At 36.1% G+C, this 14,216-nt stretch carries 10 protein-coding genes; 2 read left to right on the forward strand and 8 right to left on the reverse strand.

Annotated features, from left to right (window positions below; translation table 11 throughout):
• The 3 genes from ABWO41_RS08095 to ABWO41_RS08105 all read right to left on the reverse strand — a co-directional run.
• Positions 1 to 3,132: TonB-dependent receptor (locus ABWO41_RS08095; protein ID WP_353136178.1), on the reverse strand; the 3,132-nt coding region annotated here is incomplete at its 3' end.
• Positions 3,133 to 3,266: 134 nt separating this feature from the next.
• Positions 3,267 to 4,418, reverse strand: a complete 1,152-nt coding sequence (locus ABWO41_RS08100; protein WP_353136181.1) for a FecR family protein — start codon at positions 4,416 to 4,418, stop codon at positions 3,267 to 3,269.
• Between the two features lie 72 nt (positions 4,419 to 4,490).
• Complete coding sequence (locus ABWO41_RS08105; protein WP_353136184.1) at positions 4,491 to 5,057, reverse strand: RNA polymerase sigma-70 factor; 567 nt, start codon at positions 5,055 to 5,057, stop codon at positions 4,491 to 4,493.
• 231 nt (positions 5,058 to 5,288) lie between these two features.
• Between ABWO41_RS08105 and ABWO41_RS08110 the strand changes: the two genes are divergently transcribed.
• A complete protein-coding gene (locus ABWO41_RS08110; protein ID WP_353136187.1) occupies positions 5,289 to 6,329 on the forward strand; it encodes a PDDEXK nuclease domain-containing protein in 1,041 nt (346 codons plus the stop codon).
• Positions 6,330 to 6,433: 104 nt separating this feature from the next.
• Here ABWO41_RS08110 and ABWO41_RS08115 read toward each other — a convergent pair whose 3' ends face one another.
• The 4 genes from ABWO41_RS08115 to ABWO41_RS08130 all read right to left on the reverse strand — a co-directional run bounded on the left by ABWO41_RS08115 (position 6,434) and on the right by ABWO41_RS08130 (position 11,674).
• Entirely contained in the window at positions 6,434 to 7,825 is a 1,392-nt protein-coding gene (locus ABWO41_RS08115; protein ID WP_353136190.1) for a sialate O-acetylesterase, read from the reverse strand.
• A gap of 104 nt (positions 7,826 to 7,929) precedes the next feature.
• Positions 7,930 to 8,937 carry an NAD(P)H-dependent glycerol-3-phosphate dehydrogenase gene (locus tag ABWO41_RS08120; RefSeq protein WP_353136193.1) on the reverse strand — a complete coding sequence of 336 codons (1,008 nt, stop codon included), beginning with the start codon at positions 8,935 to 8,937 and terminating at the stop codon, positions 7,930 to 7,932.
• A gap of 133 nt (positions 8,938 to 9,070) precedes the next feature.
• Positions 9,071 to 10,387 (reverse strand): efflux RND transporter periplasmic adaptor subunit, encoded by a 1,317-nt coding sequence (locus tag ABWO41_RS08125; RefSeq protein WP_353136196.1) that lies wholly within the window; start codon positions 10,385 to 10,387, stop codon positions 9,071 to 9,073.
• A 12-nt stretch (positions 10,388 to 10,399) separates the two neighbouring features.
• Positions 10,400 to 11,674, reverse strand: a complete 1,275-nt coding sequence (locus tag ABWO41_RS08130; RefSeq protein ID WP_353136199.1) for a TolC family protein — start codon at positions 11,672 to 11,674, stop codon at positions 10,400 to 10,402.
• A 127-nt stretch (positions 11,675 to 11,801) separates the two neighbouring features.
• Between ABWO41_RS08130 and ABWO41_RS08135 the strand changes: the two genes are divergently transcribed.
• Positions 11,802 to 12,422 carry a polysaccharide deacetylase family protein gene (locus tag ABWO41_RS08135; protein ID WP_353136202.1) on the forward strand — a complete coding sequence of 207 codons (621 nt, stop codon included), beginning with the start codon at positions 11,802 to 11,804 and terminating at the stop codon, positions 12,420 to 12,422.
• A gap of 53 nt (positions 12,423 to 12,475) precedes the next feature.
• On the opposite strand, the gene ABWO41_RS08140 is transcribed toward ABWO41_RS08135, so the two are convergent.
• On the reverse strand, positions 12,476 to 14,216 hold a 1,741-nt coding region (locus ABWO41_RS08140), incomplete at its 5' end, for an OmpA family protein (RefSeq protein ID WP_353136205.1).

Consider the following 14,216-nt stretch of genomic DNA (forward strand, 5'->3'; position numbering starts at 1 on the left):
GCTGTTCGGATTCTCGGGAGTCCACCTGTTCTCATAAGTTTGCAATTGGTTCATCCCTATACTGTTGTTGATGTTTCCTTCCAGATACATTCTGTTAGCATTCATCACATCATTACCGTAAGACCATTGGAAAAACACATTCAGCCCAAAGTTTTTATACCGGAAATTATTATTAAATCCTCCTATATGCACCGGCAATCCTCTGCCTATAATAGTATTATCGTTAATATTAATAATTCCATCCCCATTTAAATCTCTATATTTAATGAAACCTGGTTGTATTGCATTTCTAGAGGAACCATTGGTGGGCACATTCTTCCTAAGGACATATTCTCCGCCAATAACATCAAAATCATCATAAGTATAAACTCCGTCCCATACCAAACCGTAAAACATTGCAGAGGGTCCCCCTACCTGTGCCATATATAAGTTAACGGTATTGAAATTACTAGACCATCCTATCGGCGTCAGCAGCCTGTTTGCTTCGTCGGTAAGAGAAAGTATTTTATTTCTGTTAAAACTGATATTAAAATCAGATGACCATGTAAAATGCTTTGTCTTTATATTATCCGTTGATAAAGAGAGTTCTAACCCTCTATTACTGATACTTCCTATATTCTTGTAGATATTGGTATATCCGGTAGAATAAGGTACAGGGGCGCTTAGCAATAAGTCATCTGTTACTTTATCATAAAAATCGGCGGTCAACCTTATCCTGTTTTTTAAGAAAGCTAAATCTAAACCTATATCAAGTTGTCTTGTTGTTTCCCATTTCAAATCAGAGTTACCATATATACTAGGGATTGCCGCTAATGTTGGACTTCCATTATTGAAAGAATAATGGGAACTATATGGCATTGTAATTTGTGAGAACCGGGTAAAATCACCAATTCTGTTATTTCCTGTATAACCGAAACTAGTCCGCAATTTAGCATCTGTTAAAAAAGTAAAGTTATGCAAGAACCTCTCGTTCTTCATTTTCCATGCGAAGGCCGCAGATGGGAAGTATGCCCATTTATTACCGTCTGAAAATTTACTGGAACCATCTGTTCTAAAGGTTAGTGTTAATAAATATTTACTTTTATAATTATAGTCTGCCCTTGCCAGATATGACATTAAAAAATTTTTATTGATTATTGCTGTATTTGCACTAACTGTCCCCTGATCAAGCCCACTTAATCCTAAATCTTCATTTGGCAATTGTTCGCCAGCCAACCCAAACCGGCTATAATCATTTTGTTGCATCGTAAAACCTACAAGCCCAGTAAAAGAATGATGTTGTATTCTTTTACGGTATGTTAAGGTATTTTCATTTAGCCAGTTTCCCATCTGTACAAAATTGACCAGGCCATTAACTCCTTTTACACTTCCTGGTAATAAAGATGTTCCTCTGGAAGTTAAGGAGTTATAAAAACCTGCCTCGCGATAGGTTCTCTTTGATGCACCTCCTCTCGACCTAAACTCCAGGTCTTTATTGATCTTAAATGTCGCCGATGCATTTATTAACAAGTTATTCTTTCTGGTTTCCCTTAATGTATTATTAAGATCTATTATCGGATTTGTGGTTGTTATAGCTGATTCGGGATCTATGATTTCGTCAAAAAACATACTATCGTCTATACCTGATGTAGGTCTGAATGCCCATGCTCTAAAAAGCGTGTAACTGCTATATGTTGCAGTCTCTGGGGAAGAAGATACATCTCCAAAGTCTTTATCCTGACTATAATTTATTCCTAAAAAATACTTTGCATTCTTGGTGTCGTGGTTAAGATTTAGTCTTCCCTGAATTCTGTCGTAGCCTGTTTTTATAATTGGTCCTTGTTGATTGACATAAGAAAAAGAACTAAGAAATCTGGTTTTTCCTCCTCCCGAAAGGGTTAAAGAATGGTTATGATAAAATCCATCTCTAAATAAATGGTCTTGCCAATCTATTCCGGGTATATTTCGATAATCTTCTACAGTTCTTCCTCTATTAGCCAGATATAAAACATCAGCAGCCTGAGCATTTGCTTCATATTGATATTTAACAAATTCATAAGGCTCCATTAATTCCAAACGATTGGTTACTCTTTGAAAACCAATATTATTATTATAAGAAACATTGGTTTTATTGTCTCCTTCACTCTGTTTAGTTTCTATTACAATAACGCCATTTGCTCCTCTCGAGCCATAAATAGCCGTAGCTGATGCATCCTTAAGAACATTCATAGTTTTGATGTCTTCTGGATTAATGCTCATAAGACTGGCATCTTCTAAAGGGAAACCATCGATAACATATAAAGGAGAGTTGCTTTGCGTTAAGGAATTTCCTCCTCGTATGACGATATTCATTTCTGAACCTGGCTGGCCGTCATTAGCAGATACCTGCACTCCAGCAATTCTCCCTGCCAGTGCCTGATCTACCGAAAGTACCGGAGCTTTCTGCAAATCCTCGATTTTCACTTCTGATACTGAACCAGTTACATCGCCACGCTTTACCTCTCCATAGCCAATAACTACTACCTGACTCAAGTTAGAAGCCTCGGGTTTAAGTGAAATATTAATTACTGTATTTCCTGATATTTGTTTCTCCTGCACAGCAAAGCCGATATAAGAAAACTGAAGAACGGCATCAACATTCGGAACATTTATTTTATAATTACCATTATAATCTGAAATAGTTCCAACAGACGTTCCGTTTACCCTCACACTCACTCCTGCCAGAGGCTCTCCCTTTTCATCTGTTACTTTACCCACTATGCCTATATTTTTTGGAGGTTGATTATCCACTATCTTTTTCTTCACAGAAATTGTAGTTGCATTTATTTTATAGGTAAGCGGTTGATTTAGGAAACATTTTTCCAAAACCTGCTGAATGGGTTCAGCTTTGGCGTATATATTCACCCGTTTTGCCTGGTTCAAGTCTTCCAGTTTGTACACAAAGTCGTACCCTGTTTGTTTTCTGATGATGTTAAATACATCTTTCAGATTTGCGTTTTTGACATTGATATCTACTTTTTGAGCATATATTGCCGCATTGGTTTGTAGTATCATTGCCGAAAGGAAAAGGAATATCAGTTTCATCCTCAGCAAAATTCTATAAGACATGCCACTATCCGGAATGGATAGCTTTACGATATTTTTTTTATACATTTGATTGATTAGGCTTATTTTTTAATAATTGTAATAGCATGCAATTGTAAGATTGACCTAATTGGGCTTTTACAGCTCAGAACTTGAGGCATTCGCAGTGCCTCAGGTTTCCTCCAGGCAATCCCGTTTGTATTCTAATTCGACATTACCACAACCCTCCTTCCATTTCCGGAGGCATCCCCCGGGACTATTTTAAATTTATAATCTCCCAAATCTTCCACAGATAGTAATAATTCCGACAAGTTCTTCGATCGTGAAAAAGTTCCGCTGATGCGTTTTGACTTAAGTTCGCCTTTATACTCTACATCTATGTCATACCACCTTTTAAGGTCGTTCATAAAGGCTACAACATCTATATCTTTAAAACTGAAATAACCTTCTTTCCAGGCTATGACATCTTCAGGATTAACTTCTGAAATCGCAACGGAATTATCTGGTTTAGAATAAGCAGCCTGCTCTCCAGGTTTTAGTACTTTAGCCAAAGCCTGAAAATGTACCTTCACGGCTCCTTCCAATAAAGTAGTTTTAACTAAATTCTCATCTTCGTAAGAGCGTACATTAAAGTGTGTCCCTAAGACCTCTATTGTTTGGTTTCTGGAAATAACTTTAAAAGGTTTGCGGCTTCCATCAGCCTTATTATCCTTTGCAATTTCAAAATAGGCCTCACCATCCAGCTCGACTGTACGTTCGTCATCATGAAAACGGACAGGATATTTTAATTTCGACATAGAGTTGATCCAAACTTTGCTTCCATCAGGTAAATTGATCCGGAAACTTAAGCCCACAGGAGTTTCTATTGAGTTAAAGGCATTTATATTTTTCGCATCCGATGATGAATATGATAGTTCGGTACCCGACGACTTTGACAAAACAGCCCCTTCTTCTTCGATAGCGCTCCCTGATTGTATGTTACCAACATTGATTTTTCGCCCGTCAGAAAGCGTTAACACTACTTTGTCCTTAAGATTTTCCTGATTAGCCAATTGGTTTTGTTTGGAAACAGAAGGCTGTTGACCGTAACGATTGTTTAGCAAAAACAGACTGCCTAAAACCAAAAACACTATTGCTGCAGCAGCGGATATCCTGATATAGAACAAACGCTTGTGTCTGTCTATTGCTTTATTTATATTTTTAAAACCAAGGTAAAACTCTTCTTCAAGTTCTTGTTGACTTAATTCCTTTTTATCTTTGTTCAGATCTAAATACCACGATTCTACCAATGCCTTTTCTTCGGCATTGGCATCGCCTGAAAAATACTTGTGAAGTAAATCTTCTTTCTGTTTCATCGAACTTATTTAGGCCTATTGGGGCGTTTATAATTCTATGACACGGCAAAAAGAGGAAGGGGGTATTGGAAATTAAAAAAAAATTGTAAAAATATGTGTTCCGAGTTTTACCCTAAGAATCCGTAATGCATTTCTAACCTGGGTTCTAACGGTTAGCGGACTGATATTCAATTCATCAGCAATTTCCTGATGTGACATTTCCAGGTTTCTGCTCATCTCAAAAATCAATCTCATTTGTGGTGGGAGCAGTGCTACTTCCTGCTCAACTATTCTGATTAATTCTTTTTCCTGCAATTGACTTTCTATTAGATTTTCTCCTTTTTCAGAAAATTCCTGAATAGAAGCCATGTATTGCTCTCTGACTTTTGTGTCTCTAATGAAATTTAAAATCCTGTTTCTTACGGAAGTATATAGATATGAAGATAGACTTGAGTGTATAATTATATTTTCCCTATTGTTCCAAATATGAATAAATAGGTTTTGAAGAATGTCCCGTACTTCTTCTTTACTCTGCAGCTTTCTATAAGCATGAGCATAAAGTAAGGAATAATACCGCTCGTAAATCTGATTAAAGGCATCTCTTTTTCCCTGTTGTAGCTGAGAAAGCAATTCTTCATCGCTTAATAAGTCTATTGGCATAGAGAGTTAATTTAAGTGTGCGCAGATTTACCTTAGGTCTAAGTTACTATTTTTCTGCAAATACAAAACTCCGGAATCTTATCTATCCTATGTGAAATGTTAACATGGGAGCTTATTAGCAACTAGGGTATATTAATCGCATACATAGACAAGTTTCCTATATTGTTTGATTTCCAATGCGGATAACCTCTAAAAAAAGTATATTCGTATTCTAAGTTTTTAACTAAATAAATGACAAATATTTCTCTCAACGATTTATCAAAGAAGATTTCAAGCTTACTGAATGAAGCCCGGCAAAGCGTCTTTCAGGCAATAAACCACACTATGGTTCTGACTTATTTCGAAATCGGACGAATGATTGTTGAGGAAGAACAAAATGGAAAAGAAAGAGCTGATTACGGAAAGCAGTTATTGAAAAACCTTTCAAAACACCTTACTGCTGAATTTGGAAAAGGATTTTCTCAAAGAAATTTAGAGCAAATGAGGCAATTTTATCTTGTTTATTCAAAAGCGCAGACACTGTCTGCGGAATTACCAATTTCCAAAAATGATACGACTTTGTCGGACGAATTCAAATTGAGCTGGTCGCATTATCTAAAATTGATGCGAATTGATGACGAATTGGAAAGGAAGTTCTATGAAATTGAAGCATTTAAAAACAATTGGAGCTTAAGAGAACTAAATCGTCAATATGACTCTGCTCTATTCACCCGACTTGCTTTGAGTAAAGATAAAAATGAAATTCTTAAACTTGCCGAGCAAGGCCAGGTAATCCAGAGACCACAAGATGCGATCAAAGATCCTTATATTTTAGAATTTATTGGACTTCCTGAACAGAATATTTATTCTGAAAGTGAGTTAGAACAAAAATTGATTGACAAACTTGAACATTTTCTTTTAGAACTTGGAACAGGTTTTACATTTGTTGCCAGACAAAACAGAATAAGTTTTGATGATAAGCACTTTAGAATTGACCTGGTCTTTTACAATAGAATTTTAAGATGTTTTGTACTGATTGATTTAAAAGTTGGCGAACTAAAGCATCAGGACATTGGACAAATGCAGATGTATGTGAACTATTACGACAGAAAAGTAAAACTTGATGATGAGAATAAAACAATCGGTATTATACTTTGTCAAAATAAAAGTGAGGCTGTTGTTGAATTTACCCTTCCTGAAAATAACACACAAATCTTTGCGAGTAAGTATCTAACTGTGTTACCTAGCAAAGAAACACTAATAAAACTCATTGAAAGTGAAGATAAATCTTAACAAGTGGTAATATAACTGGTGTTGAAGTTTATCTTTTAATTCAGGATATTATTCAGCAATCCCACAGAAGGGATTGCTGAATACAAATAACTCACGAATAATAATTACCAACTATCCGTTCTAAACGGGGAAACCGGCAAACCTTTATCATTAAACAGATTAGGCATGGAAATATCAGTAAATCCGAATCTAACGGCTACTGGCTTTTTCACATCTTTACTAAATACTATTAATTTATTTTTATCTATCTTATAGCTTGCTGGCACAAAGTTTTTGGAATCATCAGCAATAAAAAGATCTGTTATCTCTTTACCTTTTACCTGCAGTTTACCCTCCAGATAATCGAAGTCTATGATTATTTTGTTGCCCTCTATTTTATGATTTTTATAAACAGGAGATTTATAATCTGTAGCATTTTTACCGTAAACTTCTGTTAAAGCAATATTGGCAAGTCTTTGGGCCACCTCCTTTTTTCTGGTTGGGTGGATATTTTTAACATCCGGAACCAAATCGGTAATTACAGCCATCGCTGTTTTTGACACATTCAAAGTTTTCGCCTGCTGTTCTCTTAAAAAAGCTCCTTTTTGTTCGTTTGCCGGAGATTTATAATCATATGGTGCAATTTGTACATAATAGAACGGGAAATCAGATTTCCAAGCTTCTCTCCAGCTTTTTATCATGGTAGAAAAAAGTTTATTGTAACCACTATAGGTTCCAACGTTTGTTTCTCCCTGATACCAGAAAGCTCCTGCAATATTATAACCTGCCAATGGATGTATCATCGCATTCCATAAAGTAGCGTATTCATGTGGTTTTCCTGTAGAAGGTTTATGTACCTTAGCATTATTCAACAGTTCCTGGTCTTTTTCTATATATTTTGCAGGAGTCCAGAACTCTGCCGGCGTACCTCCCCAGCTGGAGTTAATTATACCAACCGGCACATTGAGTTCCCGGCTTAATTGCTTTGCTATAAAGTAACCTATCGCGCTAAATCCATTTGCTGTTTCGGATGTACATTCTTTCCATGAATCGTAAATATTATCTTGCGGCGAAGCAGATGCAATATTGCTTACCTGCAACAATCTTATTTTTGGATTATTGGCATTGGGTAATTCATCTATCATTTCCTGGAGCTTATTATATGAACTCCATTGCATGTTTGACTGGCCTGAACATAGCCAAACTTCTCCAATAAGAATATTTTTGATGGTTCTTCTGTTTCTACCGCTAATTACGGTAATTTCATAAGGCCCACCGGCTTCAGGCGTTTTTAACTTCGCATCAAAACGAGCATAACCAGTTGCCTTTACTTTGATAGAATCTTTTGACCAGGAGGGAATAATAAGAACCTGGCCACCTCTGTTTCCCCAACCCCAGAAATTGACTTCTGCATTTCTCTGCAACACCATATTGTCGGAAAAAAAGGAAGGAAGATTTATTTGAGCAAACGATGCTGTTGATGCAAGCATCGCAAAGAATAAAAGAATATACTTCATACTTTTAATTTGGGTTTATGTTTGTTTGCAATTATAAAATGGTTAACAATATAGGAAATAGCCCTTGAAACGACAATTGGTTATAATCTATGACTAATAAATTCTTAAATTAACTCGTTACTCAATTGCCTCATTTCGACAACAGGCGCTTGTTGCTGATACAAAATACGGTATACTGCGTTTAGGATTGGCATATCTACGTTGTATTTTTTATTAATCTGAAAAATACAATTTGTTGCATAATATCCTTCGGCTATCATATTCATTTCCAATTGGGCAGATTTAACGGTATATCCCTTACCTATCATATTCCCAAACGTCCTGTTTCTGCTAAATTGTGAATAACAAGTCACTAATAAATCGCCCAGGTAAGCAGATTCTTTTACGTCTCTGTGAATGGGATGAATGACATCGACAAAACGCTTCATTTCTCTTAAAGCATTTGAAATAAAAACTGCCTGGTAGTTATCTCCATAACCAACTCCATGTGCAATACCACTGGCAACAGCATAAATATTTTTTAATACAGCAGCGTATTCGGTTCCGAATATATCGTCAGAAAGAATAGTTTTAATATATCTGGTACGCAATAGGGAAGCAAAATGCGAGGCTAACTCGTTATTTTGTGAAGCTATAGTAAGATAAGAAAGTTTCTCGAGTGCAACTTCCTCGGCATGACAGGGGCCACTGATAACAACTAAATCAGTATAAGGTACCTTATAAATTTCATGCATAAAATCGCCCACTATCATATTCTCTTCCGGAACAATTCCCTTAATCGCCGAAACTATCTTTTTTCCTTTAAAATGCTCCGGAAGGAGCCCTGCTAAAGACTGCTTCAAAAATGCGGCAGGTGTATTTAAAATAATAATATCTGATTGTGATACAATTTTCTGAATGTCAGAATCTACATTCTCGGGTTGAATTTTTAATTCAACAGCAGAAATATAATATGGGTTATGTTTAAATTCTCTGATATGTGTGATAGCCGCTTCATTTCTCATCCACCAAAAAATCTGCTTTTCAGCTTCATTATCACCTAGCATCTTTACAATAGATGTTGCCCAGCTGCCTCCTCCTACTACGCCTATCTTATTTTTATTGTTGTACATGTTATGCAAAGTAAGACAAAAAGTAAAAAGTAAACAATAAAAATTGATCAGGCGACAGCTTAAAAGCTGTACTGCTGCTTGCCTTATTAAAAATCTTTATATGCTTTGTCTTCTTTGGGTTTAGCAATATTTACTATTTCTTAACTTCGGCGAACAATTTGTTTTTATCCACAACTTCAACCTCGCTTCCATCTTTTAGATCCTTTGAAATGGCACTATAAGGCGCACTGATTACCTGTTGGTCTTTTTTTAAGCCTTCTACTATGATAAACTGATTGTCCTGAATTCCTGTTTTTACTTCTACCTGCTTAGCTTTATTTCCTTCCAGTACAAAAACATACTCTTTCGCTTTGGTTTTTGGTTTAGATTCTTCTTTATCATTTTCGGGCTTCTCCTGATTTTCATTTTCTCTAACCGTAACCGCCTGAATAGGCACAACCATTCCCTTATTTTTATTAGTTTGTATATCAACTGTTGCTGACAGGCCTGGTCTAAAAGGAGAAGGAAGTTTGTTTTTCTGCATCACATCTGCATATGATTCAGGTAAAATTTTCACTTTAACTGCAAAATTAGTCACCTGATCTACACTTTCGCCTACAATACTTGCAGAACTGGCAATTTCTGTAACAATACCTTTGAATTTTTTCCCCATAAAGGCATCTACTTCAATAATAGAAGTATCTCCCAAACTCAATCTGTTAATATCATTTTCGTTCACTTCTACATTTACTTCCATACTGCTTAAATCGGCAATAGTCATGATTTCTGTACCGCTCATTTGTGCAGTACCTACTACTCTCTCTCCTTTTTCTACAGACAGTTTCGATACAACACCATCTACGGGAGCATAAATATTTGTTCTGGCTAAATTATCTCCGGCTTCTTTAACCGCCGCTCCGGTTTGTTCCAAATTGAATTTTGCCCCAACCAGTCCCTGTTTCGCAGATTCTAAATTTGCTTTTGCTGTCAGATATTCTGCCTGGGCAGCATCAAACTCAGAAGCAGATATCACTTTTTCTTTATATAGAGTTTGGTTCCTTTTATATCTGGCCTCGACATTCTTAAAGTTGGCTTCTGCCTGAACAATTTGTTGCTGAGCACTTCCTACTGCAGCCTTCTGAGCATTATAGGATGCTACACTTCTTTCATATCCCGACACTAAAATATCTGGCTTTATTTTACATAGTAATTGTCCTTTCTTAACAATATCACCTTCTCTTACATTCAGCTCTACTATTTCACCAGACACTTCAGGACTTAGTTTTACCTGAACTTCTGGCTGGATTTTGCCACTGGCAGAAACCGTTTCAATAACATCTTTGGTTTCTACTTTAGATACTGCAACTTTTATGGCTTTACTTTTTCCTATCCAGCCCATCTTCGCAGCAACAACTCCAAGAACAACCAGTACAACTGCAACAATTATTATTTTCTTTAATTTTTTATTCATAAATCGATTATTTTAAAGATTTATAGGGTTTCCTAAATAAAAATCTACCACTTTACTCCTGAAAAGCAAATCATATTTTGCCTGTATAAAATCGAACTCAGACTTATTGAAATTCACCTGAGAAGTATTTAATTCTATTGCACTTACCAAACCCACATCATATCTTTTCTTGGTAACTTCAAAAGCTTCTTTCGAAGATTCCAAAGCTGATTGGGTAGCATAAAAACGCTTATCAGCGGCTCTCAAATCTAAAATGGCCTGGTTAATTACTTTATTGAGACTATTTTTAGCAACCTGCTCTGCAACTTTTGCACTTTCGTACCTGATTTTGGCTATGTTAGCGGCTGAACGAATCCTATAGTTATTGAATATGGGTATGTTTACCTGCAATCCAACATATTTATTAATATTCTCGTCCAACTGTTTGGAGAAAGAATTCGAAAGAATGCTGGAATACCTTGTCCCGATTCCGCCCCTAAAAGAAAGACTCGGATATAAATCGCCCTTGGCAGCTTTTAACGCATAAGCGGCAGCTTCTGTATTATATTTTGCTACCCTCACATCCGGGTAATTTTCTACTGCCTGATTATAAACTGCACTTGCTGTGTACCCCGATTCCAATTTTGCCAGCGAAGGAATAACCGGTATTTCCAATTCTATCTCTTCCTGCAGACTCAATTCCATCAGCTGCTTTAATTCTAATACAGAAAGATCATAAGCATTTTGTGCATTTGTTAAGCTCAATTCATTATTCGCTACCTGGGCTCTGGCCTGAGATAAATCGGCTAAGGTTTTATTTCCAACATCAAAATTTCTTTGGGCGATACTTAACTGTTCTTTAGACAAAGTTAATTGCTGATTACTTGCTACAACTAAATCTCTATTAGCCAAAGCCTGCAGATAGGTTGTTATTACCGATAGCAGTAAATCATTTTTTATTTTTTCGACATTACTGATATCTGATTTCAATAATGCTTTATTCTGTAAAACTCTGTTTCTTAAAGAGAAGCCCTGAAAGATAGGAACACTTGTACCTAAATTTCCATCTAATTGATCTGCCTCTTGTACTACGGTTCCTGAAGTTTGATCGAAAAACAGACCAAACTGTCTGCTTGCCGAGCTGGAAGCGTTTAATGATGGCACCAGCTCGAATTTAGATTGTTTTAGATTTTCCGCAGAAATATCAGATTGCAAAACAGTTTGTTTAACCTGCAGATTGTTAGATAAAGCTAAATCTATAGCTTCCCTGAGACCAATTTTCCTAACAGCCTGTGCCTGTACTACCATACTAAATAATTGAAAAGTACATAGCACACTAAAAAAAACAGCGAAACTTTTACCCTTCAAAAATCTAAAGACAATTATTCTCATCTTTGCTTTCGTTTGATATATTTAAACATAAACATTTTCATTTATGTATCTTGTTAAATCTCCATGGTTACTGAAAAAATTTTATGCCAATAATTTGATATGGAACATACCTAAAGACGATAAAACAATTTACATTACGTTTGACGACGGTCCTATACCTATTGTTACACCTTTCGTTTTGGAAACATTAAAAAAGTTCTCTGCCAAAGCTACTTTTTTCTGTATTGGAGATAACATAGATAAACACCCTGACATATTTAAACAAATTATTGCAGAGGGACATGGGGTTGGTAATCACACTTATAACCATTTAAAAGGTTGGGAGACCGCAACAGAAAATTACATATCCAATGCATTAAAATGTCAAAAATTGACACAAAGCAATTTATTCAGGCCGCCGTATGGACGAATAAAAAAAGACCAGATCAAACAATTGAGATCAAACATTGAAGGGTTAAAAATTATTATGTGGGATGTTCTCAGCGGAGATTTTGACATTAATTTATCTCCCGAAAAATGCCTTCAGAATGTATTAAAACACACGAAACCGGGTAGTATTGTTGTTTTCCACGATAGCCTAAAGGCTAAAGACAGAATGGAATATACATTACCACGAGCGTTAGCACATTGGCAAAAAGCGGGTTATACCTTTAAAGCACTATAATAAAAAGCCTTACATTTCTCAACGTAAGGCTTTTTCTTCCCTCAACTCCCCATCTATTTATCTATAATACTTAAAACTTTCAATTCAGTTCTTCTATTTTGCTGATGTTTCACTTCAGAACAGCGTATACCATCATAACAACCATTTAACAATTTAGTTTCTCCATATCCTTTTGCTACCAATCTATTTTTATCAATCCCTTTACCTACGATATATGCAACTGCAGATTTTGCCCTGGCATTAGATAATATCATGTTATAAGCATTACTCCCTCTGCAATCTGTATGAGAAGATAATTCTACTTTTAAAGACGGATTTTGATTCATAATATTAACCACATTATCCAAAATCCGGGCAGCATCCGGCCTGATATTAGATTTATCAAAATCATAATGTATATCTTTTAAAACAAAGGTCTTTCCGGTTTCAATATCTTCAACCGGGAGCTTTAGCTTAACATAAAATGTTTCGTTTCTATCCAATCCCTTGGTACTTACTTTTTCGGTTTGGGAAAATTTTCCCGATTGATGTGCTACAACAGCGTAGTCCGACTCCTGAGCCAGTTGATAAGCGAATTTGGCATCAGCGTCAGAAACCTGAGACGTCTTAGTAGAGCTGGTGATATTGGTTAAAATTGTATTGATATTGGGTAATTTAGAGTCATCTTTTAAACTTACCGTTTCTCCAATTAGAGTAAAACGTGGATCATTATGTAAAATTTCTCTATAAATCACTTCACTATCTTCATCAAAATCAGCGCCTGCAATAGTTGCTGTTGTAGTCGAAATACCATTTTTAGCTCCGGAAATGAAATAATTATCACGCTTCGCATTTTTAATCTTAGGAATTTCTCCGTTAGCGTCAGTCATAAAAGTTAAGATTTTTGACCCCGATTTCACCGTCACAACAACGTTTTCCAATAACATTCCTGTTTGCTTATCTTTAGCTACAATTAAAATATCTTTAACGTTTTCGGTTGGGCTAATAACCATGGGCAATTCTGGTATTTCCGGCTTCTTACCTTTGCCCCATATAAATCTGACACCTCCTAAAATATTAAAAGCTTTTATATGTGTTTGAAGATCTACAGGATTGGATTCGAAGTATTCGTTCAGATTCAGAATAACACCCCCGCTTTCATTAAATGAAGTTTTCCTGTCGATATCTTGTATTTGATTATATTTTTGATAGTGGAATTCACCATTTTCATTACCGAACGTTGACCCAAATGTATTCATATAATCGGTTTGCAAAAACAAACCAATAACAGGACTTACCTGATAAGAAATTCTTACTCCGCCGACCCCCACCAAAGATTTTGGACTACTTGTTGGATTATTGGTCTGTTCCGGCAAGAACTGAGCCTGATTATTCACCGTAAGTACATGGCTATATTGCGGAAATTCCTGAAACATAGCTCCTCCTTTAATGAAAGCTTCTATTCCAAATTGATAAACAGAGAATTTATATGTTGGGCCAACCATTACATTTAGTCCTCTGAATCTGGTAGCATTATCATATTTGGCGACGAGAGACCCGTTAGTAAAATAGATATCCCCGCAGGTGCATATTTCATGTTGAAAAGTCCGGAAATCGAGCCCTAAAGCAAATTTATTTTCTTTAAAGTATCGATCAACAGTTATTCCCAGCATTGCACCATTTTTTGCCTTCCCCACATCGCCTTTATAGCTACCAAGAGGGAGACTACCCCCGCCAAAAGTAGCTAACTGCCATTTACCATTAGGGGACATTTCTATACTTTGCGCCGACCCGACGACATTTATTAAAAAAAGA

Origin of the sequence: Pseudopedobacter sp. (genome assembly GCF_040392825.1) — a bacterium.
Classification (GTDB): Bacteria; Bacteroidota; Bacteroidia; order Sphingobacteriales; family Sphingobacteriaceae; genus Pseudopedobacter.

What these genes read in the sequence shown, in the direction of transcription:
- ABWO41_RS08100 (WP_353136181.1), bottom strand. Translation starts at nt 4,418, where the DNA reads ATGAAACAGAAAGAAGATTTACTTCACAAGTATTTTTCAGGCGATGCC.
- ABWO41_RS08105 (WP_353136184.1), bottom strand. Translation starts at nt 5,057, where the DNA reads ATGCCAATAGACTTATTAAGCGATGAAGAATTGCTTTCTCAGCTACAA.
- ABWO41_RS08110 (WP_353136187.1), top strand. Translation starts at nt 5,289, where the DNA reads ATGACAAATATTTCTCTCAACGATTTATCAAAGAAGATTTCAAGCTTA.
- ABWO41_RS08115 (WP_353136190.1), bottom strand. Translation starts at nt 7,825, where the DNA reads ATGAAGTATATTCTTTTATTCTTTGCGATGCTTGCATCAACAGCATCG.
- ABWO41_RS08120 (WP_353136193.1), bottom strand. Translation starts at nt 8,937, where the DNA reads ATGTACAACAATAAAAATAAGATAGGCGTAGTAGGAGGAGGCAGCTGG.
- ABWO41_RS08125 (WP_353136196.1), bottom strand. Translation starts at nt 10,387, where the DNA reads ATGAATAAAAAATTAAAGAAAATAATAATTGTTGCAGTTGTACTGGTT.
- ABWO41_RS08130 (WP_353136199.1), bottom strand. Translation starts at nt 11,674, where the DNA reads ATGGTAGTACAGGCACAGGCTGTTAGGAAAATTGGTCTCAGGGAAGCT.
- ABWO41_RS08135 (WP_353136202.1), top strand. Translation starts at nt 11,802, where the DNA reads ATGTATCTTGTTAAATCTCCATGGTTACTGAAAAAATTTTATGCCAAT.